This window comes from Thermaerobacter sp. FW80, assembly GCF_004634385.1.
Lineage (GTDB): Bacteria > Bacillota > Sulfobacillia > Thermaerobacterales > Thermaerobacteraceae > Thermaerobacter > Thermaerobacter composti.
In genome coordinates, this window is sequence record NZ_CP037896.1 from 1 (window position 1) to 21,842 (window position 21,842).

Below are 21,842 nucleotides of genomic sequence, written 5' to 3' on the forward strand. Positions count from 1 at the left end.
GCTCGCCGCGGCCTGTTCATCTGGGCGGGTGTGATGGTGGGGATGGTCGGGGTGTACCTGGGGTTGTTCCCGTACGTCCAGGATCCCGTCATGGTGGAGGCCCTGAAGGCCGTTCCCGAGGCACTCTTGAGGGCCCTTAGCTTTACTCCCTCCGCCATCGCCGACGTCAACAGCTACCACGGCATCTCCACCATGGGCTACGTGGTGCTCCTGGCCACGATCTACGGCCTGATGCAAGCGGGTGGCAGCGTGGCCCGCGAGCCGGATTTGGGAGCGGTGGAGTTCCTTTACACGCGACCGGTGACCCGCAGGGCGATCATGGCGGCCAAGGTGGCGGCCTTCGCCGTACTGGCGGTCGTCCTGTGGCTCTTCATCTTTGCCGCGAGCATGGCGGTCGGCCTCGCCGTCGCCAAGGACGACTTCGACCTCTCCCGGCAGGCGACGACGCACCTGGCCGGGTTTGTTGCAACCCTGGCCGCGGGCGGCGTGGCCTTCGCCATCGCCCCCTTCTTCCAGCGCACCCAAACCGCCACGTCCGTCGCCGTTGGCATCGGCCTCGGGTCCTTCGTCGTGCACGCCCTCGCCCAGTTGTCGGACCGGTTGAACTTTCTCCGCTATTTCACCCTGCAGTACTACACCCGCCCTGGACCGGGCGGCGGCCGGGGACCCCTTCGTGCCGGGCATGCTGGTGCTCCTGGGCGTCTTCCTAGCCGGATCCGCCCTGGGTACCCTCCTCCTTCACCGGAAGGACTTCGCGTGACCGCGGGTGTCCGAAATGCCCGGTAGCGACCAGACCGCGACGAAAACCCGGCGCCAGCGCATCCTGGAAGCGGCACTGGAGGAATTCGCCGAGCAGGGTTATGTCGGGGCCTCCCTCAGTCGCATCGCAAAGCGCGCGGGTGTGGCCAAGGGCCTCGTCCTTTACCACTTCGGGAGCAAGGACGGGTTGTTCCGGGCGGTGGCCGACTACGCGATCCAGGCGGTGGAAGGTGCCCTTGATGAAGCTCGAAAGGACTGCCCCGCGACCTGTTCGACCGCATGTCGAGGCTAGCCCTGATCAAGCTCCAGGTGTACCGGGAACGGCCTCAACTCTACCGTTTCCTCGTCCGCTGCCTGAGCGACCCGGCGGTGTCGGCGGAGTGGCGCCGTCGGCAGCAGCAGGCGGCCGATCGGGCCATGGAGGTCTTCTTCAAGGACGTCGACACGAGCCGCCTGCGGCCGGGGGTCTCCCTGGAGCAGGCACTGGCGCTGATCACCCTGCTCAATGAAGGACTCTTCCCCCGGCTCAGACTGCCTAAAGTTTCGGTAGGTGATGGTGAGGCAAAAACGAAGGAGGAGGGCTCTGAAAAACTCCTTTGCTTTTTCGGCAAGGACGGGCAGGACGCAAAGCGAAAAACCCCTTATGGAGACGATACCGAAACCGGGGCCGGTGCACCATGTTGGGACGGTTGGATCAGCAGCGGAACTTCTTCGATGAGATCCTCTTCAACCACATGCTGCCGCGGACCATCCCCTCCTGGACATCGACCGGGCTGTCGATTTCTCGTTCGTGGAGGAAGAGACGGCCGATCTGTACAGCGCCGATCAAGGCCGGCCTTCGTATCCGCCGGAGCAGCTGGTGCGCATCCTCTTTCCTGGCGGTGTGGGCCAACCTGTCGGACGTGCAGGTCTGCCAGCAGCTGCGCTACAACGTCCTCTATCGCTACTTCTGCCGCCTTGGCTGGGAGGACGCGATTCCCGACGACACGACGCTGGTGCGGTTTCGGCAGCGGTTGGGGGAGGAGCGGTGGCAGCGGCTGCTGCAGCGGCTAGTGGAGCAGGCGCGGGCGAAGGGATGCCTGAAAGGCCGCTGGTTGGTGATGGACTCCAGCCCGGTGGTGGCCCATGCGGCCGCCCGCACGCGGGTGCAGCTTTTGCGGGAGGGGCGGCAGCGGCTGCTGCAAGCCGTCCGGCAGGCGGCGCCGCCGGTGGCGAAGGAACTGGAGGCGCTGGCCGAGCCGGTGCCGGACGCGACCTATGAAGATCAGGATCAGCTGCTGCAGGCGGAACAGGAACGGACGGAAGCCTTGCTGGCGGCGATCACGTCGCGGCAAGCCGCGAAGGCACCGGCGGTGCGACGCGTACGGAAGCAAGTGGAGCGGGTGCTGAAGGACGAACGGGTGGCGAGCTACGCGGACCCGGAGGCGCGTTGGGGACACCAGCGCCGGGAGAAGCCTTTTTTCGGCTACAAGATGCATCTGGCGACGGATGAGACCGGCTTTGTGCTGGCGGCGACGGTGACGGCGGGGAACGCGAGCGACCTCGAAGGGGCGCCGGCGCTGGTGGACAAGCGCGCGTCCAGGGGCTCCGGCCACGGCGGCTGGTGGCGGACAAGGCGTATGACGCCACGAGGTTGAGGGAGGATCTCGTTCGGCAAGGCATCCGTCCGTACATCCCCCAGCGGACGCAAAGGCAAAGGCTGCCCAAGCAAGGGTTCACGTACGACAAGCGCCGCCGGCAGTGGATCTGTCCCGAGGGCCACCGCTCCATCGGCCAGAGCCCGCACCAGCGCGGGGGGTGGCTGGTGTACTTTTCCGAGCGAGCCTGCCGCGGCTGCCCCCGGGCGGGGAGCTGTCTGAGCCGGAGCCAGACGCGGAAGGTGTTGTACTGGCATCCGGGCACGGAAGCGAACCGGCCGCGGGGGCTGAAACGGGCCTTGCGCGTCCGGAAGGTCGTCGAGCGCACCTTTGGGGAGGCCAAGCAGTGGCACGGCCTCGGGCGGAGCCGTTACCGGGGCCGGGAACGGACGGCGATTCAGGTGCTGCTGACCTGCCTGGTGCTCAACGCCAAGAAGATGGCCCGTCGATTCAAAGACGCGCCTGGACGCGGGAAGAGGACTCGGGCCGCGGAGCAGGCGGCCGCCTGAGAGGGCGGGTACCCGGAGGAAGCCGGGCAACCTTGCAGAGCCGCTCTCCCGTAGTGCCACGTATCCCATCCAATCGATGGCAACTCCCTTCGACCCCATGGGTTCAGCTTTCCGCCGCTTTTTCAGAGACCTCGCCCGCGCTCCGGTCTCGAGTCGCGATCGCAACTTTTCGGTCGCCATTAGGAGGACACGGGTACTCAATGGCGAACACTACCGAGCCTGTTTCACGAACCCAGGTATTTCCGCAGGACTGCAGCCCCGGGAGGTTAAGTGAAAGCATCGGTTGGAATTCGCCATTGCCTGAGTTTCCTATGGCCTACAACTTCCGCCCGGTGAACCGCGGCCAACTGTACCTGCTCCCACCGAGCCTTCGCGACGGGCTGCCTGAGGATCACCTGGCCTGGTTTTCTGATCGACGCCGTCGAGCAGATGGACCTGCGGCCTTTTACGAGAAGTACCGCGCCGACGGTTGGGGCGGAAGAGTTACGACCCCACCATGATGGTGACGCTCCTGCTGTACGCCTACTGCGTCGGCGAACGGTCGAGCCGGCGGATCGAGCGGTTGTGCCTCGAGGACGTGCCTTCCGGGTGATCACCGCCAACCAGAAGCCGGATCACGTGACCATCGCCCGCTTCCGCCAGCGCCATGCACGGGAGCTGGCCGCGCTGTTCACCCAGGTGCTGCGGCTGTGCCGTGAGGCGGGGCTGGGGAAGGTCGGCGTGGTGGCACTGACGGGACGAAAGTCAAGGCCAACGCCTCGCTGGCGCCAACCGAACCTACGATGCGATTCGCCAGGAAGTGGAGAAGATGCTCCGGGAGGCGGAGGCCACGGACCGGGAAGAAGATGAGCGGTACGGCCCCGGGCGTCGTGGGGACGAGTTGCCGGAGGAGCTGCGCCACCGTGCGAGCCGGCTGGAGCGGCTGAAGGCATGCAAGCGGCGGCTGGAGGACGAGGCGGCCCGGGAAGCCGCCCGGCAGCAGGCCCGCATCGAGGAGCGGAAGGCGCAGGAGCAGGCGACCGGCAAGAAGCGGCGGGGGCGCAAGCCGAAGGCGCCGGATCCCTCGGTGGATCCGGCGGCGAAGGCGAACGTCACGGACCCGGACAGCCGGATCATGAAGACCCGGCAGGGCTTTGTGCAAGGGTACAACGCCCAGGCGGTGGTGACCGAAGACCAGCTCATCGTGGCGGCGGCGGTGACGCAGGACGCCAACGACGTGGGCCAACTGCACCCGATGCTCCAACAAGCGCAAGCCAACCTCCAGGCAGCAGGTGTGGACAAACCCATCCGGGCCGTGGTGGCCGACGCGGGGTACTGGAGCGAGGCGAACGTGAAGCAGGCGCCGGCGGATGGGCCGGAACTGTTCCTGGCGACGAGCAAGGAGTGGAAGCAGCGCCAAGCCTGGAAGGATGCACCCCCTCCGCGAGGCCGGATCCCGAAGGGGCTGAGCCTGCGGGAGCGGATGGAACGCAAGCTGCGGACCCGGCGAGGGCAGGCGATCTACGCCAAGCGCAGCCAGACCGTGGAGCCCGTGTTCGGGCAGATCAAGACCGTGCGAGGGGCCGACCGGTTCCTCCGTCGGGGTCTGGCGGCGTGTGACAGCGAGTGGAAGCTGCTTTGCTTGACCCACAACTTGCTGAAGCTCTGGCGGAGGGTCAGGGAGCGATCCGCCACCTTGCCCTTTGAATGTACGGTGGCGGGCTTGGCGTAGAAGGGTCACGATCGGGCCGCCGGCCTACACAGTCCTGACCGTCAGCCCATGTGACATGAGCGAATCGACCCGGTACGTTCCCACTAGGTCCGATCTCTCAGGGTCGGTGCAACAGGCTCTTGGGTAACATTTTTAGCTGAATTGACGAGGTACCCTCAAAAGGTGTGTAAATGGCGAAGGCGGTGTACCCTCCTCTTGGTGAACAACGAGGGCTTGGAAGCCCGGAGGGAGGAGAGCCACCGCCATGCACCAGCGGACCACGTCGGGGAACCTGACGTCAAGCCCCACCTGGGAAGGACTGCACGAGTGGCTGCGGAACGCGATCCAGGCGCTGATCCAGGAGGCGCTGGAGGCCGAGGTGACCGAGCTTTTGGGCCGGGTCCGCTACCCGCGGCGTGCCGCCGTCGATGCACCGGCCGGGTACCGGAACGGGTACGGCAAGCCGCGGAAGCTGACCACCCCCATGGGCACCCTGACCCTGCGGCGTCCCCGGGTGCGGGGCCTCGAGGAGCGGTTCGAGAGCCGGATTCTGCCTCTTAAAGGTGCCCCGATCAGGATCTTGGGTTTCTTACGGGGACGGTATGCCATTGATTGACACACCTTGATGTACTACGGCACCCTGGTGTAGGTGGGGACCAAGGGGTTGGGACTGGCGAGGGCCCGTGTGTCCGGCCAGAGGAGGCGCTGTCGTTTTACATGAGGTGGCCCCTTGACACCAAGAGGCCGAGCTTCTCGAAGCGCCACGCCTTCCTAGGGTCAGTATGCACCGAGGGTCCCCCGCACCTCTGGGTGCATGCCGAACGAAAATCGGCCAGGAAGTATGCCAGGAAAGGCAGAGCGATCTTGAGTTATGGAAGCGGAAATTGCAAGGAAGCGAGAAATCTGCCCAACCTACCTACTCGCAGACGATCCGAGCGCCGAGGACGCTTTGGGCGGGGGTCACGAGTTAACAGCGCGGGCGTTGGTGGATCTCGTCCTGAACTCAAGTGGCGGAAAGGCGGTGGCCCTACTCGGGGGCTGGGGCAGCGGGAAGTCCACCGTGGTCAGGCTCTTCCAGCAGGCAGTAGAACGGAACTCGGATAAGCGGGTGCGGGTTTTTGTCTTCGACGCGTGGAGCCACGAGGGCGACCCGCTCCGGCGGTCGTTTCTCGAGCGGCTCGCAGCCTTCCTCGCGGAGACTGGCTGGCTTGAGGGAAAGGCCCTGGAGCAGATCAACAACCAAATGGACGAGCTGGCTTGCCGGAAGGAGAGCGTTTATTCTCAGACCTCTCCGGTCATGACCCGTGAGGGCTATTGGATCGGGCTCTTTCTCACCCTGGGGATCCCCCTGGGTACGGCCCTACTGAGCAGCCAGCCGATATACCAAGCCCCTCTCTGGTTTTCCGTCCTTGGCGTCGCGGCCCTTCTTTCACCGTTCTTCGTTGCCTTATACTTCATGATCCGTGGTCTCAGGGCTGAGGGGAGATTTGAGTTCCCAAGCCTGGTTGGTCAGAACCGTACCGAAACCAGGACTTCCACCCTTCGCACCCCCGAGCCTACCTCCGTGGAGTTCGAGGCAAGGTTCAAGGACATTCTGGACAGAGCCGTGACCGATGACCGACGCCTAGTCATCGTCGTGGATAACCTGGACCGCCTCCCCGCGGAACAGGCCCGTTCCGTCTGGGCCACGATGCGCACCTTCTTTGATGTTCGTGGGGCTGCCTGGAGCGAAAAGCTCTGGCTCATCGTGCCCTTCGACCCCTCGGCCATTTGCCACCTCTGGGGAAATGTGCAGAGCGACGGAGAAAATCTCACGGAGGTCTTTATATCCAAGTTCTTTCAGACCAGGCTTCATGTTCCCCCGCCGGTACTCTCGGACTGGAAATCCTTCCTCTTCAAGCTCCTCCGCGAGGCCTTTCCCCGACACCACCAGGAGGAGTTGTATGCGGTCTACAGGGTCTACAGGAACCTTGTCCTTAGGGGCGATGGCCAGCCGGCTCCCCGAGAGCTTAAGCAGTTCGTGAACCTGGTGGGAAGTCAGCACCGCATCTGGCAGGACGCGATTCCCCTGCCCATGCAGGCTCTGTATGTGGCTCTTAGGGAGGAGCTCGCCAAAAACCCACGCGTGGCCCTCTCCAAGAGGGAGGCGGAGGTTAAAAAGCTCTTCCCCGAAGAGGAGAAGTGGAAGGATTATCTGCTGGCCCAGCACTTTAACGTCGAGCTGGACAAGGCCCTCCAGGTTCTCTTCTTAGAGGAGATCCGGAAGGGCCTCGAAGCCCCGGGGAGCCCCGTCCTCAGGGAGACTGCCCGGCAGGTCCGGCCGGAGGCCTTGGGTACCTTGGTCCTCGAGGCCTTGGAGGAGGCGGGGGAGTGGGCAGAGAAGGCCCCCGAGCTTCTTGCTAAGGCGGCGCTTGCCATCAAGGAGGTAGGGGGCCTTCTGCCGGAGGAGGATCAGAGACAGGCCCTGGGCCTCCTCCGCTCAAGGGCCACCTCGGCCGGGGGGTGGAAGATGGGGGACGATGAGGTGGTCCAGGGTCTAATGGTGCTCGTTGCCTCGGCCCCGGGCGCGGAAGAGCGGTGCAGGCTTATCGGGGTCATCCTGCGAGGGGTGGAGGCTCCTTCCGGAAACGAGGTTATCAAGGATGCTGCCAAGGGCTTGGCGGATTTCCTAGACCGGGTCAAACGGGAACTCAACCTGGGTGTACCCGAAGATTTCCGGTTCCCGGTCCAGGAACCCGCCGACTGGATCCTCGCCCTCAGCGCCCTGGACTTCTGGAAGCTCGAGGACGAGGTTCAGAAGGCCTTTACACCCCGCAAGCCGCCGGAAGTGCTCGGCGAGCTCGTCGCGCGCGTTGGGCGAGGGGAGTTTAGGATGACCGAGGCGCTGGCTACCCGGGCCCTGTCCTACATCGATCAGGGGTGGAACTGGAAGGGTCTGGTCAACAGCCTCCGGGGCCGCCTGGCCACAGGCAACCGCTACACCGATGAGGAGGTCCGGGCTGCGATCTACGCCCTGCTCCAATTGGAGCCCATCAGCGAGGAGGCCAGGAATGCCCTGAACGACCTGGCCACCAGTTGGTTTCTTTTGCACCACCTGGCCCATGCGAATGACGGGAAGACCCTAGGGACTCTTCTCTTGCCCCTCCTGATCTATAATCCAACCGGCCAGCTGCAGTCCCTAGGAGGGGGAGCGAGCCAGGGAGCCCAGAGATACGCCGGCTTTCTCCGGAACCCCCAAGGGGTCGATCTCCGGGACATGGCCGAACTTTTGGCAGAGCTCTCGGGATGTAGGGAAACCAACTTCTCCGTTCAGAGCGTCATTGAGGCTATCAACAGGAATCCCCAAGCAAAAGAACTTGTGGCGACTCTCCTCGACCACCTCAAGGAGGCATACCCTGAGGCGTTCTCCCCGGAGATCCTTCTGGAATGTGGCAAGAGCCTTTTCGATCTCCTGGGGAAGGAGACCTTCGAAGCCATGTACCGGAGGCAGCAAGACGAAATAGTCAGAGCGGCCCAGTCAAGGGGGTTTGCCCTACATCTCCTCCCTGCTTACCGTAGGATCCTCTGGGCGGCCGGGGGCGGCCCGCCGGGAGCGTTTCTGCAATTCTTAGGCGAAGGCCTGAAGGGACTGCAAAAGAGTGACTGGTTACACCTGCTGAAAGAGGGTTGCGGCTCGGACGCGTTGGGCCTCCTCCGGGACCTTCGGGGGCAGGGTTTCCCGGTTGAACTGGACCACAGGCTCGCTGACGCCCTTGAGGAGGCTGCGACGGCCCTCCTCGACGATGAAGAGGCGTACGACCCGGCGACCATTCGGGCCTATCTAGATTTCCTAACCGGAGACGCGCGGAAAAACCTCTCAGCGCGGATGGCCCGGGGCCTCTCGAAGCTCCTCGGGGAGTACGGGGGCTGGGGCGCGGAGAAGTTCCTGGGAGCCGTGGGAGAGGTGGTCCTGGAGGGCGCTGAGGAAGTGGGTGTCGAGGACCTGAATGATCTGCTGCTGACCTGGCTTCCGAACGCCCTTACGCGGCTTTCCCAGACGGAGCTTGAGTGGTTCGCCGAGCTGCTCAAAAAGCGCCGAACCCTTGTTCCGGATCTGGATGAAGCGATCCGGGGAGAAGCCCTCAAGCGGGTGGAGGAGGTGCGAACGGCCGTCGAGGACGAGAGGATCCGGGGGGCGCTCGAGGGGATAGCCGGCTTTCTCCAGGGAGAAGAGGCGGGCCAGGAGGATTGATGCGAGCTCCTGGGTTGTCACTGACTTGGGTAAGCCGGTGACGAGGTTCCGGGAGTTCATCGGGTATCCGGAGAAGCCATCCGAGTGGAAGTACCCGTACAACCCGCGCGAGGAGTAGCCCGACCAGTACCCTCACGTCCCCGATGCGGTGCCGGTCTGAGTACCGACCGGTTGCTCCGGGCAGCACAACAACCTACCAGGGCAAGGGGGGAGATGATCGGCCCGAAGGAAAGGAGCCCGTAGCGCCAAATAAGTGTTTCACAAAATGAATATTTTGTTGAATGAAAGGCCCGGTCGAACCGTCCCCGAGCCCTTTGGCGGTGGAGGTCCTCGCGGGCCTGTCGCCGGGGCCCGGCGCGGCCCTTCCCCCCCCGCCAAGCTGCCGCCGTCACCCCCTCGGTGCAACGGAACGTCCAGCAATCCGGTCGGACGTCAGGCTTTGCGACACCGGCGGGACGGGTTGCGAAGGCCGCGCGAGGATGCGGGCAAGGCAGCTTTCGGCGTCTTGTCTCCTCCCACCTGGCGATGGAAGCACCGCAAGGCCCGGTGCCTGCCTACCAGCCTCAGTCGTAAATCCGATACAAGAACCACTGCCGGGCCGGGATCCGGTAGTCGATCTCGTATACCCCGCCGTCCTGGGTTTGCACACGGTAGACGAATCGCTCTTCGGGCGGATCCTGTTCCCACCACGGCCCGATCTCGCGCCACTCCTCCAGCACCTCCGCAACGACACGGCGGATGCCCCGCCACACGAACGCCACCGGGCGGTTCCGACGGTCAGCCTCAACGCGAATCGGGCGGTCGATCAGGCTCATGACCTTGCCCCACGGAACACCGATACAGGCGTCCCGACATCGCTGTTCAGCAAGACCTCGATGCGGAAGAGGCGGTCCAGCATGCTCTGGGCGCTGCTGCGTCATGCACGGTTGATGAAAAGATCCAGTACCACTGCAGTAGCCAAAGCGAGCAGATAGCCACCAAGGTTCGGCACGAGCCGCCCGTCGGCTGCAAGGAGCAAGCCAATCCCCACCATGAATCCCGTCGCGGCGAAACGCGGCATTCGGGCGCGGCGCCTGCGCCGCACCCGGCGAGCCGATCCCCGCTTCGGCGCGGTTCGGCCCCTGCGAGCCCGGGCCGGCGCGGTTGCAGCCAACGGCCCCCCCTCCCCCATCGGCATCCGGCGTCGATCGCTCACGTAGCGGCGACTCGTTCCTCACCCGGTCTGCGTCGGCTTCCCGGCCTGCGGCCGCCGAGGCCGGGGTCTGGCTGCCTGCCCTTTCGGCCGGCCGAAATCGCCCTTCGGTGCTTGCGAGGCGACGCAGGCCCGCCGGCTACGCCCGAAACGGAAAGGTATTCGGGATCCCACGAAAGTGTTTTCTGTTCGCCGTGCAGACGGGGAGCCCCGTCGCCTCGGCCAGGGCCCGCAGGCGTGCGTCCCCGAACGAGTCGCAGGTTGGATCGGCGGCCCAGTAGTACAGTGCCTTGAGGACGGCCGGCTTGTTCTCGACCTGGACCGTTTCCAGGCCGATGAAGGTGCTCAGGTAGTCCGCCACGGCCTTGCGGTCCTGGCGGAAGACGTGGCGGTACAAGGCGTACGTAAGCTCGTGAATCGTGATGAGATCGAGGAAACCCTCGGCCCTGCCCTGCTGAAGATCCGCGAGGAGCGCCTTGCACGTCTCCGCGAGCGGATCCCGAAAGAACGGATGGATGAAGAGGTTCGCGTCAAGCCACCCGAGCTGCCTGCGCTCAGCGTTCACCGGCCGCGGCCGCCTCCCGCTCGGACCGATCCAGCACCGCAAACGGCAGGGCGTCCCGGGCGACATCCTCGGCGACCGTCTCCCAGAGATCGGCGGGCACGGGCCCGTCGACGCGCCACCGGTCGAAGTATTCATCGAGCGAACGGGTCGTTCGCACGACACGGAACCGCCCTTCGTCCGGCCCCGTGGCCTCGAACAGGAGCACGTCACCAGGCCGGATCCGTAGGGCTCCGCGAACCTCCGCGGGAATCGTGACTTGGCCTCGGGCCTGCACACGTCCGAGCCCCATGGCCATCCCTCCCCTCTCCCCCACCATCCTAGCATACACCCCCCGGTGCTGCATGGCATAATGGAGTATGGCGTACTCTCGGACGTTTGTATGCAAGTCGCGGAACGAAGTTGCCACCCAGGGGGATGGAGCGTGCGCAGCGAGCTGCCCGTACGGGCCGAGCAGTACCTCGAAACGAAGCGGGTCGAGCGGGGCCTGCAAACCGCAAGCCTCGTCGAGTACCGCCGCGACCTGGCCGACTTTTGCCGCTGGCTGGCCGGCCGGCTGCGGAAGGACCCCGAGGATCTGACCGACGCAGACCTGGCCGGCTTCGACCGGGACGGGGCCCGGCGGTGGCTCGCCCACCTGGCCGACCGGGAACTCGCGCCGTCGACCCGCGACCGGCGCTGGAGCACCATAAGCGGCTGGTTCCGGTGGATGGTGGCCGAAGGCGTCCTTGCCCGCGATCCCTTCGCCGGCCTGGAGCGGCCCGTGCGGGGCGAACGGCACAAGCGCCTGCCAGTCTACCTTTCCGAGGCGGAGGCCGAGCGGCTTTTGCGGGTCGTTCTCTCGGACGAGGGCCTCACGCCCCGGCAGAAGGCCCACCATGCTCGCTTGAAAGAGCGCGACCACGCCCTGGTGACGACGTTGCTGTATCAGGGCCTGCGGATCAGCGAGGCGGTGGGGCTTCGGTACGGCGACGTGGACTTTGAAGAGGAGACCCTGCGGGTCATCGGCAAGGGGGACAAAGAGCGCCTCCTCCCCCTTCACCGCCGGACGAAGGAGGCCCTGCTGCGCTACCTTGCGACCTGGCCGGGCCCGAAGAAGCCGAAGGCGCCGCAGGATCCGCTCTGGTGGACGCTGGCCGGCCGGCCTCTGACCAAGAATGCGGCCCAGGTGGCGGTGAAGCGCCACCTCACCCGGGCCGGGCTCTGGCGGGCGAGCGCCCACAAGCTGCGGCACACCTTCGGGACACGGCTCGCAGAGGCGGGGGTGGACCTGTTGGTCATCAAGGACCTGCTGGGCCACGCGACGGTGGCGACGACCCAGATCTACGCGCATGTGGCCCAGCGGCGGCTAAGGGAGGCCGTGGAAAAGATCCGGTGATATGGGTACCGTGCGGCGTCTTGCGTTTCGTAGGAAGAAGGGGCGATTATGCGGTGCTCAATGGGTCCTCGATATGAAGTGCGGCTACCTCCGCAACTGCGCGATAGTCCTTCACGTTGTGCGTAACGAGGACGGCTCCTTCGGTCAAGGCGGTCGCCGCGATAAGGGCATCAGGCAAGCGCAGTTTGCGTCCCCGTTGTGCGACGCGTCGGCGAAGTTCACCAGCCTTTTCCGCGATGACCTCGTCCACGTCAACGATGATGCCGTTAGCGAGAAAGTTGTTGATCCGGGTTCGGTCGTCTTCGGTAAGCCGGGGGTGGGACAGGAGTTCTGCCTTGGTTACGACAGAAAAAAGCAATGTGCTCTTCGCACACCGCTCCCAGAATGCGACCGCGTCGGGTAAACCCTGCATGATGTAAATGCTGATATCCGTGTCAAGCACATAGCTTACCATGCCGGCAGCTCCCGGTCTTCATCGTTCCGCGACGCAAGGATCGCCTGGGCGATTTCCGGCCGGTCCTTGAGGAGGCCCGCAATCGTCGCAAGAGCCCCCACGGGCCGCCGGCCCGGCCGCGGGACATGCGTCGCCTCCAGCAGGGCGGTGAGCGGAATCGCCCATCCGCCGCCGGGGCGTTTATAGGCTCCAGGCAACTTTCCGTCCGCACACCAGCGCCGCACCATTTGGGCGGAAACACCATAAATCCGGGCGACTTCCGCGGGGGTCAGCACGGGCCACTCTCCGCCGCGCTCGGGATGGGCCAGAATCCGAACGCCCGCCCCCTGCTGGGCCGCTTGCCTCAAGGTATCCACCAGCTCTTGAAGCATCGCCGCCTGTTCCCGGTTGGCGGCAACGAGTTCCGCGAGCCGCTCGACTTGGTCCCGGCTAAGGGTGACCATCCGAATCACCACCCCCACCTCCCCACGGTAGTCTAATTCCGAAACTTCCGCAATATGCGAAATTCTTGTTGGATGGCCCCGGAACCTCAGGACCAGACGGGATCCGGTAACCTGAAGGCATTGGAGGATTCGCTCTGACGGACGCTCACCGGCCAGGCCCCGACGAAGCACACCGTGTGAACGCAGCACGATGCGTTCGGAATGAACGCACACCAAATGGGGCACGCCGCCGCATGGGATGCGCCACATGCGCCGGCCATACAGGAATTGCCGCGGCCGCGTCGTATCCTAAAAAGAGGGAAACCGGCGGCGTGAACCTTGTTGGCACCGCCGTGTTGGCCCCGGCGGCGGGCCTGCCCGATAGAAGCCGTAGTCGCTGGGCGCCGCGAACGTTCCTGGCGCCCAGTGCGGAGCCGCCGCCGTGGAGGCGCGTTTCCTGCTGGAAGGAAGCCGGGCCCCTGCCCAGGCCCCGACAGCGGTCGGCGAAGCCCCGGCCCCACCGGCCCCGAGCTCCGGGAGTGCCGCAGGACCCGGACGTGAAGGAGGGCACCCATGCTGGGACTGTTCCTCGTCGCCATCGGCCTCGTCGCCGGGATCCGGCCAGGATGGTTAGCCAGCCTGACGAACCGGCCCGTACGAGAGGTGCGGCTGGTGGGCTTCGGCCTCGCCCTGCTGGGCCTGGTCAAGATGGGCTCGGGGGCCGGGTATCTGCTTTTCGGGGCGGGATTCGTGGCGGCGGCGCTGGGCCTGGTTGGCCTGGTCCGGCCCCTGCACCGCCTCCGGATCCCCTCGCGCAAGGTGGCCGCGGCGGTGCTCGGCGCGGCCCTCGCCCTGATGGTCACGGGGGCGGGCATCGCCGGACCCGGCACCCCACCCGAACCAGCACCCTCGGAGCAGACGACCGCTGAAGCCCCTTCGCCAGCCGATCCCTCACCCCAACCCGCGAAGGATCCGGCGGCGTCGGGCGCAGCCGTAGCGACGCCGACGGTCGACGCATCCGCGTCCGCACCGGCCACGCCGCCTGCCCCGCCACCGTCGGGCTCGGCCAAGGATGCGGGCCCGTCGTCCTCCGCGCCCTCCACCAAGCCTGCCGCTTCGAGCCAACTTTCGAAGGCGACCGAGCCGGGCCGGGCCGCGTTGCCAGCCGGCGTGACCGTTGCGGTCGTCACCCGCGTCGTCGACGGGGACACGATCGACGTCAAGTACCTTGAGGGCGCGAAGCTTCCGGCCACCCGCGTGCGGATGATCGGGGTCGATACGCCGGAGGTCTACGGCAAAAAGGAGCCCTACGGACCCGAGGCCTCGGCGTTCACGAAAAAGCAGCTCGCCGGCAAGAAGGTCTGGCTCGAGAAGGACGTGTCGGAGACGGACCGCTACGGCCGGGCGCTTCGGTACGTCTGGGTGAAACAGCCGCCCGCCGATCCATCGGAAAAGCAGGTTCGCGAGGGCATGTTCAATGCGATGCTGGTCCTGCAAGGCTATGCCCAGGTGAGCACCTACCCGCCCGACGTCAAGTATGCGGATCTCTTCGTGAAGTTCCAGCGCGAGGCCCGGGCCGGAAACCGGGGCCTGTGGGGTTTGAGCGCATCGTCCGGATCGGCGTCGGGCGGGACGAAGAGCGGTTCGGGGAGCTCGAAGCGCGCAAAGACGTCAAACGAGTCGGGCGGGGCGAGCCGTTCCGGCAAATGCGACCCCGCGTACCGTTACCTGAAACATCGTCATCTGTTTCAGGCAGCCGATCCTCACGGATCGACGGTGCCGGTCTTACCCGGCAATGAGCCGGTGCCGGCTTCCCGCTTCTTCCGGGACTGCCTGCTGGACAGCAGGTCTTACATCCCGTCCACGGGCGTTTAACGTCTCCGGGCCACTCCCGGCGACGCCGGCCACCAAGGCCGCGAGATTCCGGGCCGCGTTTTCGTCCCGGTCCAGCACGAGCCCACATTCCTCACAGCGGAAAACACGCTGCGAAAGCGGCAGCGACGGCTTGATCGCGCCGCACCGGGAACAACGTTTGCTGCTGGGATAGAATGGCGGCGCTTCGACCAGGACCGCCCCGTGCCAGGCACACTTATACCTGAGCTGGCGGCGGATCTCCGCCAGGGCCGCATCGGCCAGCGCCCGGGCGAGCCGGCGGTTCTTCCTCATGCCCACCACGTGCAGCTGTTCGACGACCACCACGCCATAGGTGGTCGCCAGATGGTGCGTCAGCTTGTGAAGGGCATCCTGGCGGATGTTCCGGGCCCGCGCATGAAGCCGGGCCAGCCGGCGGCGGGCCTTTTGCCACCCCCGGCTGCCCTTCTGGCGGCGAGCCAGGGCGCGGCTGGACCGGGCGATCTTTCGGAGCGCTTTTTCCAGGGGCCGCGGGTTCGGCCACACCTCGCCCGTCGAAAGGACTGCCAGGTGCCGCACCCCCGCGTCCACGCCCACCACCCGCCAGGGGAACCGGGGCCGGCCCGGCTGCCGCTCCACCTCGCAGGTGAAGCTGACGAACCACCGGCCGCCTTCCCGCGACACCGTGGCTGAGAGGATGCGAGCCGCCCCCGCTTCGATGCGCCGGAGCAGGGCCGTGGTCGGCTCGTGGGTCTTCACCCGCCCGATCCGGGGCAGGACAACGTGGCTTTGGTCGTCCACCCGGATCGCGCCGGTGGTGAACCGCACGGACTCACGACCCCGCCCCTTCTTCCGAAAGCGGGGAAAGCCAACCCGGCGGCCCTTGCGTTCACCCTTGCGGCTCTTCGACCAGTTCTGCAGCGCCCGGGCCAGCCCGTCAAGGCCCGAGGAATAGGCTTCCTTGGAGTTCTCCCGCCACCAGGGGGCGACGAGGTGCTTTTGCCGGTTCCACTCCCGCCGCAAGGCGGGCAGGGTCCAGGGCACCTCCACATCCTCGCCCCGGGCACGGGCTTCCAGGCGCTCTTTCACCAGGGCCAGGCCCCAGTTGAAGGCGAAGCGGCGGGCGCCCACATGGGAGGCCAGCACCCGTTCCTGGCGGGGTGTGGGGTCCAGGGCGAAGCGGTACGCTTGAAGAACCTTCATTCGGCATCGCCCCTACGGGCTGCCGCCAAGGCTCGCAGGGCCCGATTGCGCGCCCCCCTCCGGCCGTACAATCGAGCGCAGAAGGAGGTCAACACTTCAATCATGTCGCGCACAAGGTCATCCGTTGATTCGCTTGGATCCACGACCACGATCCGCCGTCCCTGTGCTGCGAGAGCGGCTTCCAGGTACTCCACCCCAAAGCGGGCCAACCGATCACGGTGTTCCACCACAATGGTGGCAACCGATGCGTCGGCCAGAAGTCGGCGAAACTTCGCCCGTTTCCCATTCAGCCCGGACCCGATTTCCGTGACTACCTGGTCCACATGAAATCCATGCTCCGTCGCCCATGCCGTGACCCGGGCCACTTGACGGTCGAGATCGCTCTTCTGGTCGTGAGAGGAAACGCGGGCGTACACCACCGTCTTCCCTTTCGCCGGAGCAGGCAGGTCCACGAGGATGGTCCCGGATGGGGTCTGCCGGGCAGGGACGGGCAGCCGACCCGCCTTCCACCAACGCCAGGCGGTGATGTAACTGATTCCTTCACGCTTGGCCCACTCGGAGAGCTTCATACCTGAAATATAGCACATATGTTTGCCTATGTCTGACTATGTTTCGGCAAGCTGTTCAGGTGACGTCCTAAACTGTCTGTAAACGCGAAGCGGTCTGGGCTACCATCGGTGGCGTCGGAAAACTCGCCCCAGCTGGGGCACACCGAGGAGGACCCAGACCTATGTCCAGGATACCACCCAGCCAGCAGTTGGCGGAGCTGGCCCGGCAGCTGGCCGCGCAGGCCCGGGAGGGTACTGAGGTCGAGGACCTGACCCATGCCCTCGTCCGCCTGGGCGCCCGCAAGCTCATCCAGGAGCTGCTGGAGGCAGAGGTCACGGAGCTTTTGGGGCGCGGACGCTACGAGCGGCGCGAGCCTGGCCAGGAAGGCGCCCGCAACGGCTACAAGCCGCGGACGCTGCGTTGCGCCGAGGGGCGGCTCGAGATCGACGTCCCCCAGGTGCGGGGCATGGAGGGACTGTGCCAGCCCACGCTGTGGAGGGCCCTCAAGCGGCGGACGGACGTGCTGGAGCGCCTGGTGGTGGAGATGTACGCCCGGGGCCTCTCTACCCGGGACATCGAGGATGCGCTGGCGGAGCTGGCGGGCAGCGAAGCGCCGCTTTTGAGCCGGTCCACCGTGAGCCGGATCACCGAGGCGCTCCACGAGGAGTTCGAGGCCTTTGCCCAGCGGGACCTGTCAGGCCTCGACGTGGTGTACCTGTTCGCCGACGCCATCGACGAGTCGCTGCGCCGGCAGGCGGGCTGCCGTGAGGGCATCCTGGTCACCTGGGCCATCTTGAGCGACGGCAGCAAGGTGCTGGTGCACCTGAGCCTGGGCAACAAGGAGCGCTACGAGGACTGGCTGGAGCACTTCCGGGATCTGGTGCGCCGGGGGCTGAAGACGCCGCTGACGGTGACGACGGACGGGGCGCCGGGGCTGATCCAGGCGGTGGAAGCCATGTGGCCGGAGGCGGAGCGCATCCGCTGCTGGGTGCACAAGATGCGGAACGTGCTGGACAAGGTGCCGGAGGAGGCGCGGCCCGTGCTCAAGCCCTACCTGGAGGCGATCCGGGACGCACCGGATATCGAGCAGGGCCGGCGGCTGGTGGCCGAGGTGGTGGAGCGGTTCGGGCGGGAGTATCCCTCGGCCATGCGGAGCCTGCAGGAGGACCTGGAAGCGAGCCTGGCGCACCTGCGGCTACCCGCCGCCCACCGCAAGCATGTCCGGACCACCAACCTGGTGGAGCGCAGCTTCGAGGAGGAGCGGCGGCGCGCCAAGGTGATCCCGCGGTTTCGGAGCGAGCGGGAGTGCCTGAAGCTAGTCTTCGCCGTGCTGTGGCGGGCGAGTGAGCGCTGGCGGCGGGTGCAGTTCAGCGAGCACGAACGAAAGCAGCTGGAGCGCTACATCGAGGAGCGGCAACGGCAAAGAGCGGCGCAGAAAGAGGTTTCACCCGCTGCCACCGTGGCATGACCCAGACCGCTTTTACAGACAGTTCGGGACTTGACCAGCTGTTCACGACCCCGACGTGTGCATCCCGCCTCCGCCGCCTGATCTGGACTGCAAAGACATCAAGTACCGAAACTTTCGCGTCCTGCCGCCCGATCCGCACCGGCTCGATGGCCGGGACGGTGACGGAATCGGCTGTGAGTCCTAAGCCAGAACGACCCGCGAAAGGGTGTGTCGATGGCGGGGGCGGTATGCCGACCGCGTGGTGAGCAAATCGGGCTTTCGAACCCGGAAAAAGGCACTCCCCTACCCCCGCGGTCCGCAAAGGAACCTGGCGTCAACGCCCTCCTCGAGAGGCACCGCGTTCAAGCTTCCGGGACCGGCAAGGTGCTGCAACGCCCGGACTTCCTGGCTGCATACGGGCCGGAGGATCCTTGCTGGCACGCGGTCGGCCGGTCGCTCGGGCAGTGATCGTCGTTGCGGAGGCAGCACGCTCGACGCGGTGCTGACCGTCCGAGGTTTGTTCGGTGGTCCGCTGCTCCTGGACGCAATCGCCTTCGCCATAGCCTTGGAGCCCGTACCGCGACCGTAGCGGGTGCCAATCTCAGGTGGCACGCCTCCTTTCCCTTGCCAGCGTCGCCAGCAGGCGCTCGTTCTCTTCCTCGCGTCGGGTCGCAAGCCGGATGTACTGGGGAAGTCCGAAGGACGCGCAGTCCCGTACGACGAGACCGTACCGGAGCAAGCGACGCCGCCAGGCAGCCCCATCACCGACATCGAGCAGGAAGAAGTGCGTCGCTGAGGGAAGGGGAGCGAGGCCCAGCGTTTCGAGCCCCCGGCGGAACTTATCACAGGCGTCCCACACCCTGGCGAGAGACCGCCCCACGTGCGCCTCATCCGTCAAGGCGGCCACGCCTGCCGCCTGGGCGACGGCGTTCACATGCCAGGGCGGCGCCACGCGATGCAAAACGGCTACCACCTGCGGGGGCGCGACGGCATAACCCAACCGTAGCCCCGCCAAGCCGTAGAGCTTCGTCAGGGACCGGATGACGAGGATATTGTCGAGATCCAACTCGATGGCGGAGCGGAGGCCGGCGAGACGGTAGGCGGCGAATTCGAAATACGACTCGTCCACCACGAAAAGGCAAGCTGGGTGCGCCCGGGCCCAGCGAGCGATCACGTCGGTCGGAACCAGCGTTCCCGTCGGGTTGTTGGGGGTGCATAGGAACACGACGGCGGGGCGGACCGTGTCGAGCACGGCCGCGACCCCGTCCGGGTCCACAGCGAACCCCGTTTCCGCCCGCGCCCGCCAGAACTGCACCCGGGCCCCCATCAGCCGGGCCACCCGTTCGTACTCGCCAAAGGTGGGCCCCACGATCATCACGGTGTCTCTGGAGCGGATGTACCCCAGAGCAACCAGCCAGAGCAGCTCGCTGGCCCCGTTGCCGGCGACGATGCGCTCGGGTCCCACCCCGAGGCGGGCAGACAGGGCGCGCCGCAGAGCCCGCGCCTCTCGGTCCGGGTAGCGATGCGCCGGCACCGAGGCCAGCGCCCGTGTCACAGCAGGCGACGGGCCATAAGGGTTGTCGTTGACACTAAAGTCGACGACCTCCTCTGGGTCGAGGCCCCAGGCTTCCAACTCGGCCGGATCGGCTGCGCCGTGCGTGACAAAAGGGACGTTGGCAATCGCCGACTTCGGTTGCGGCAGCACCGTCGTCCCTCCTATTCCCACCGTCCCACCGTGGGTCTCCGCCATGAATGGAAAGGGAAAGCGCCGCACCGGGCCTGCGGGGGAAGCATCACGCCCGCAACGCGATGACGGCGCACGCCAGGACGATGGCCATCGCCACGGTGCCGTAGAAGAGCCGGACGGCCCGCTCGATGTCGCTCGGTCCGGGCAGGGCCAGCCCCGCGCCCAACTTGTAGTGCCCGGCCTTCTCCAGTTCCACCCCCAGCGCACCGGCCATGGCGCTCATGGGATGACCGGCGTTGGGACTTGCCGTCTTGCCGGCGTCTTGCCGCCAGATGCTGAGAGCTCCCCGTGCATCCTCGCGGAGGCAGGCGGCCGCGAGTACCAGCAGGGCCGCGGTCAGCCGTGCGGGGATCAGGTTGGCCGCGTCGTCGGCTCGGGCCGCCGCCTTGCCCAGCCACTCGCGGGACGGATCACGGTAGCCCAGCATGGCGTCCGCGGTGTTGAGGAACCGGTACGCCAGCGCCCCGGGTAGGCCCGCGAGGACGTAGTAGAAGAGCGGCGCGACCACGCTGTCCGACGCGTTCTCGGCTACGGACTCGATCGTCGCTGCCGCCAGCCGGGGAGCATCCAGGCCGCGGGTGTCGCGGCTCACGAGGTGGTACCCCACCAGGCACCGGGCCTGGCACACATCGCCCGCGGCCAGGACCGCGTGCACCTGGCGGGCAATTTCCGCGAGCCGGCGTGCGGAGAACGTTGTCTTCAGCACCACTGCCGCGGCGACCCAGGCCAAGGCCCGAGGCATCGTGGCCAGGAGGCGCTCAGCCACCAGCCCGGCACCGGCTGCCGCCACGGCGCCCGCCACCACCACGGCGGCCCCGTACGCCAGCCGTCCGGGTGCCGAGGAAGGTGCGCGGCAGGATGCAGCCCCGATCCCCGTCCCCATCCAGGCGACGGGATGCCACCGGTTGGGGGGCTCCCCCCACAGCGCGTCGAGGAGCAGAGCCAGCAGGAGGGGGACCACCCGGTCGGTAGCCGTCATCGGCTTCACGCGCTCCCGGTTTCCAGCACGGATCGCAACGAGGCCATCTCCGTCATCACCCGCACCGCCGCCTCCACGAGGTGGAACGCGAGCACCGCGCCCGTCCCCTCGCCGAGACGGAGGCCGAGGTCGAGGCAGGGGCGGAGGCCCAGCCGTTCCAGGGCGACGCGGTGGGCCGGTTCGGCCGACAGGTGTCCGGCAATCAGATAGTGCCGGGTACCGGGTGCCAGGGCCTCGGCGACCAGGGCCGCGGCCCCCGCCACCACGCCGTCCAGGACCACCGGCAGCCGCAACGCGGCCGCACCCACGATCAGGCCGGCCAGGGCCGCGATTTCAAACCCGCCCACCTTGGCCAGTACGTCCAGGGCATCGGACGGGTCGGGGCCGTTCGTTTCCAAGGCCCGCCGCACGGCGTCCCGCTTCCGGGCCATTCCGGCCGCGTCGAGCCCCGTCCCCGGTCCGACGACCCGTTCCGGCGGGAGGCCGATCAAGGTGCTGACGACGGCGGCGCTCGCCGTGGTGTTGCCGATGCCGATCTCGCCCGTGGCCAGCAGCCCGAACCCCTCTGCGGCCAGATCCGCGGCGAGGCGGGCTCCGGCGGCCAGCGCCTGCCGGGCATCCTGGCGCGTCATGGCCGGTCCTCGCGTCATATTGGACGTTCCCGGGCGCACCCGGGCCCGTACGAAGCGGACCCCCGCGGGTAGGAAATCAAACCGGCCAGGCTCGCCATCGGCCCCGCCACCTGCCCTACCGGCGGCAGAAGCGCCGTCGACGCCCGGGATCGGGCCCCGCACCCCCACGTCGACGCACACCACCGTCGCGCCGGCCTGGCGAGCCAGGACGTTGATGGCGGCCCTGCCCTCCAGGATTGTGCGGACCATCAAGGCGGTGACCTTCTGCGGATAGGCGCTGACCCCATCCTCGACGACGCCGTGATCAGCCGCCATCACGACCACCGCCTTGCGACCCAGGGTTGGCGGGACCCGCCCCGTCACCGCGGCAAGGCGAGCTCCCAGGTTTTCCAGCTCAGCCAGGCTGCCCGGCGGCTTGGCCAGCTCATCGAGCCGTGCCCGCGCCCGGGCTCCGGCCTCCTCGTCCGGCGGTGGGACGGTTACCGGCCGGCCGTCGCGCAACAACCCGGCCACGGTGTGCCCGGTCTCGGTCTCCCCGGTTAGGGGCTCGTAGCTGCGAACCTTTCGCATAACGGTTCCCCCACTTCCGACCCGCCCCCG

22 protein-coding genes are annotated in these 21,842 nt (G+C 66.8%); 12 read left to right on the forward strand and 10 right to left on the reverse strand.

All coding sequences use genetic code 11. The features are described from left to right. Positions 1-51 precede the first annotated feature (51 nt). The 9 genes from E1B22_RS12210 (at position 52) to E1B22_RS12240 (ending at position 8,826) form a co-directional block, all read left to right on the forward strand. Positions 52-786, forward strand: coding sequence for an ABC transporter permease subunit (locus tag E1B22_RS12210; protein ID WP_243123902.1), 735 nt, complete (start codon positions 52-54; stop codon positions 784-786). Then, complete coding sequence (locus E1B22_RS12215) at positions 776-1,051, forward strand: TetR/AcrR family transcriptional regulator (protein WP_243123903.1); 276 nt, start codon at positions 776-778, stop codon at positions 1,049-1,051. The genes E1B22_RS12210 and E1B22_RS12215 overlap by 11 nt, the downstream gene beginning before the upstream one ends. Positions 1,052-1,436: 385 nt before the next feature. After that, positions 1,437-2,396 (forward strand): transposase, encoded by a 960-nt coding sequence (locus E1B22_RS13760; RefSeq protein WP_135226154.1) that lies wholly within the window; start codon positions 1,437-1,439, stop codon positions 2,394-2,396. Then, entirely contained in the window at positions 2,393-2,905 is a 513-nt protein-coding gene (locus E1B22_RS13765; protein WP_256369316.1) for a transposase, read from the forward strand. The genes E1B22_RS13760 and E1B22_RS13765 overlap by 4 nt, the downstream gene beginning before the upstream one ends. A 496-nt stretch (positions 2,906-3,401) precedes the next feature. Then, a complete protein-coding gene (locus E1B22_RS13630; protein ID WP_243123904.1) occupies positions 3,402-3,497 on the forward strand; it encodes a hypothetical protein in 96 nt (31 codons plus the stop codon). After that, the gene (locus tag E1B22_RS13635; RefSeq protein ID WP_243123905.1) at positions 3,494-3,754 is read left to right on the forward strand and encodes a hypothetical protein; all 261 of its coding nucleotides are present in this window, start codon (positions 3,494-3,496) and stop codon (positions 3,752-3,754) included. Before E1B22_RS13630 ends, E1B22_RS13635 begins: the two co-directional genes overlap by 4 nt. Further along, entirely contained in the window at positions 3,714-4,616 is a 903-nt protein-coding gene (locus tag E1B22_RS13640; RefSeq protein ID WP_243123906.1) for a transposase, read from the forward strand. The genes E1B22_RS13635 and E1B22_RS13640 overlap by 41 nt, the downstream gene beginning before the upstream one ends. Before the next feature lie 244 nt (positions 4,617-4,860). Beyond that, complete coding sequence (locus E1B22_RS12235; protein WP_243123900.1) at positions 4,861-5,211, forward strand: transposase; 351 nt, start codon at positions 4,861-4,863, stop codon at positions 5,209-5,211. A gap of 369 nt (positions 5,212-5,580) precedes the next feature. After that, on the forward strand, positions 5,581-8,826 hold the full coding sequence (locus E1B22_RS12240; RefSeq protein WP_167758984.1) for a P-loop NTPase fold protein: 3,246 nt from the start codon (positions 5,581-5,583) through the stop codon (positions 8,824-8,826). A gap of 563 nt (positions 8,827-9,389) precedes the next feature. Here the strand turns inward: E1B22_RS12240 and E1B22_RS12245 are convergent. The 3 genes from E1B22_RS12245 to E1B22_RS12255 all read right to left on the reverse strand — a co-directional run bounded on the left by E1B22_RS12245 (position 9,390) and on the right by E1B22_RS12255 (position 10,872). Further along, positions 9,390-9,641, reverse strand: coding sequence for a DUF6504 family protein (locus E1B22_RS12245; protein ID WP_135226157.1), 252 nt, complete (start codon positions 9,639-9,641; stop codon positions 9,390-9,392). 516 nt (positions 9,642-10,157) lie between these two features. After that, entirely contained in the window at positions 10,158-10,583 is a 426-nt protein-coding gene (locus E1B22_RS12250; protein ID WP_167758985.1) for a PIN domain-containing protein, read from the reverse strand. Next, a complete protein-coding gene (locus E1B22_RS12255; RefSeq protein WP_167758986.1) occupies positions 10,573-10,872 on the reverse strand; it encodes an AbrB/MazE/SpoVT family DNA-binding domain-containing protein in 300 nt (99 codons plus the stop codon). The genes E1B22_RS12250 and E1B22_RS12255 overlap by 11 nt, the downstream gene beginning before the upstream one ends. A gap of 132 nt (positions 10,873-11,004) precedes the next feature. Here E1B22_RS12255 and E1B22_RS12260 point away from each other — a divergent pair, with 132 nt between their 5' ends. Then, positions 11,005-11,958 (forward strand): tyrosine-type recombinase/integrase, encoded by a 954-nt coding sequence (locus tag E1B22_RS12260; RefSeq protein ID WP_167758987.1) that lies wholly within the window; start codon positions 11,005-11,007, stop codon positions 11,956-11,958. 46 nt (positions 11,959-12,004) lie between these two features. Here the strand turns inward: E1B22_RS12260 and E1B22_RS12265 are convergent, their stop codons facing one another. Together E1B22_RS12265 and E1B22_RS12270 are read right to left on the reverse strand one after the other, a co-directional pair. Beyond that, complete coding sequence (locus E1B22_RS12265) at positions 12,005-12,412, reverse strand: type II toxin-antitoxin system VapC family toxin (protein ID WP_135226161.1); 408 nt, start codon at positions 12,410-12,412, stop codon at positions 12,005-12,007. Then, positions 12,406-12,855, reverse strand: coding sequence for a helix-turn-helix domain-containing protein (locus tag E1B22_RS12270; protein WP_243123908.1), 450 nt, complete (start codon positions 12,853-12,855; stop codon positions 12,406-12,408). Before E1B22_RS12270 ends, E1B22_RS12265 begins: the two co-directional genes overlap by 7 nt. A gap of 552 nt (positions 12,856-13,407) precedes the next feature. Here E1B22_RS12270 and E1B22_RS12275 point away from each other — a divergent pair. After that, the gene (locus E1B22_RS12275) at positions 13,408-14,709 is read left to right on the forward strand and encodes a thermonuclease family protein (protein ID WP_135226163.1); all 1,302 of its coding nucleotides are present in this window, start codon (positions 13,408-13,410) and stop codon (positions 14,707-14,709) included. On the opposite strand, the gene tnpB is transcribed toward E1B22_RS12275, so the two are convergent. Then, positions 14,620-15,888, reverse strand: a complete 1,269-nt coding sequence (gene tnpB / locus E1B22_RS12280; protein WP_135226164.1) for an IS607 family element RNA-guided endonuclease TnpB — start codon at positions 15,886-15,888, stop codon at positions 14,620-14,622. The two genes, E1B22_RS12275 and tnpB, sit on opposite strands and share 90 nt — an antisense overlap. Next, positions 15,885-16,457: an IS607 family transposase gene (locus E1B22_RS12285; protein WP_135226165.1), complete on the reverse strand. Its 573-nt coding sequence runs from the start codon at positions 16,455-16,457 to the stop codon at positions 15,885-15,887. Before E1B22_RS12285 ends, tnpB begins: the two co-directional genes overlap by 4 nt. 161 nt (positions 16,458-16,618) lie before the next feature. On the opposite strand from E1B22_RS12285, the gene E1B22_RS12290 reads away from it, so the two are divergent. Next, the gene (locus tag E1B22_RS12290; RefSeq protein ID WP_135226166.1) at positions 16,619-17,905 is read left to right on the forward strand and encodes an IS256 family transposase; all 1,287 of its coding nucleotides are present in this window, start codon (positions 16,619-16,621) and stop codon (positions 17,903-17,905) included. Between the two features lie 580 nt (positions 17,906-18,485). Here E1B22_RS12290 and E1B22_RS12300 read toward each other — a convergent pair. From E1B22_RS12300 to E1B22_RS12310, 3 genes are all read right to left on the reverse strand, one after another. Beyond that, positions 18,486-19,589, reverse strand: coding sequence for a histidinol-phosphate transaminase (locus E1B22_RS12300; protein ID WP_167758989.1), 1,104 nt, complete (start codon positions 19,587-19,589; stop codon positions 18,486-18,488). 88 nt (positions 19,590-19,677) lie between these two features. After that, positions 19,678-20,610: an adenosylcobinamide-phosphate synthase CbiB gene (gene cbiB / locus E1B22_RS12305; RefSeq protein WP_135226168.1), complete on the reverse strand. Its 933-nt coding sequence runs from the start codon at positions 20,608-20,610 to the stop codon at positions 19,678-19,680. A gap of 5 nt (positions 20,611-20,615) precedes the next feature. Beyond that, complete coding sequence (locus tag E1B22_RS12310) at positions 20,616-21,812, reverse strand: nicotinate-nucleotide--dimethylbenzimidazole phosphoribosyltransferase (protein WP_135226169.1); 1,197 nt, start codon at positions 21,810-21,812, stop codon at positions 20,616-20,618. Positions 21,813-21,842 lie beyond the last annotated feature (30 nt).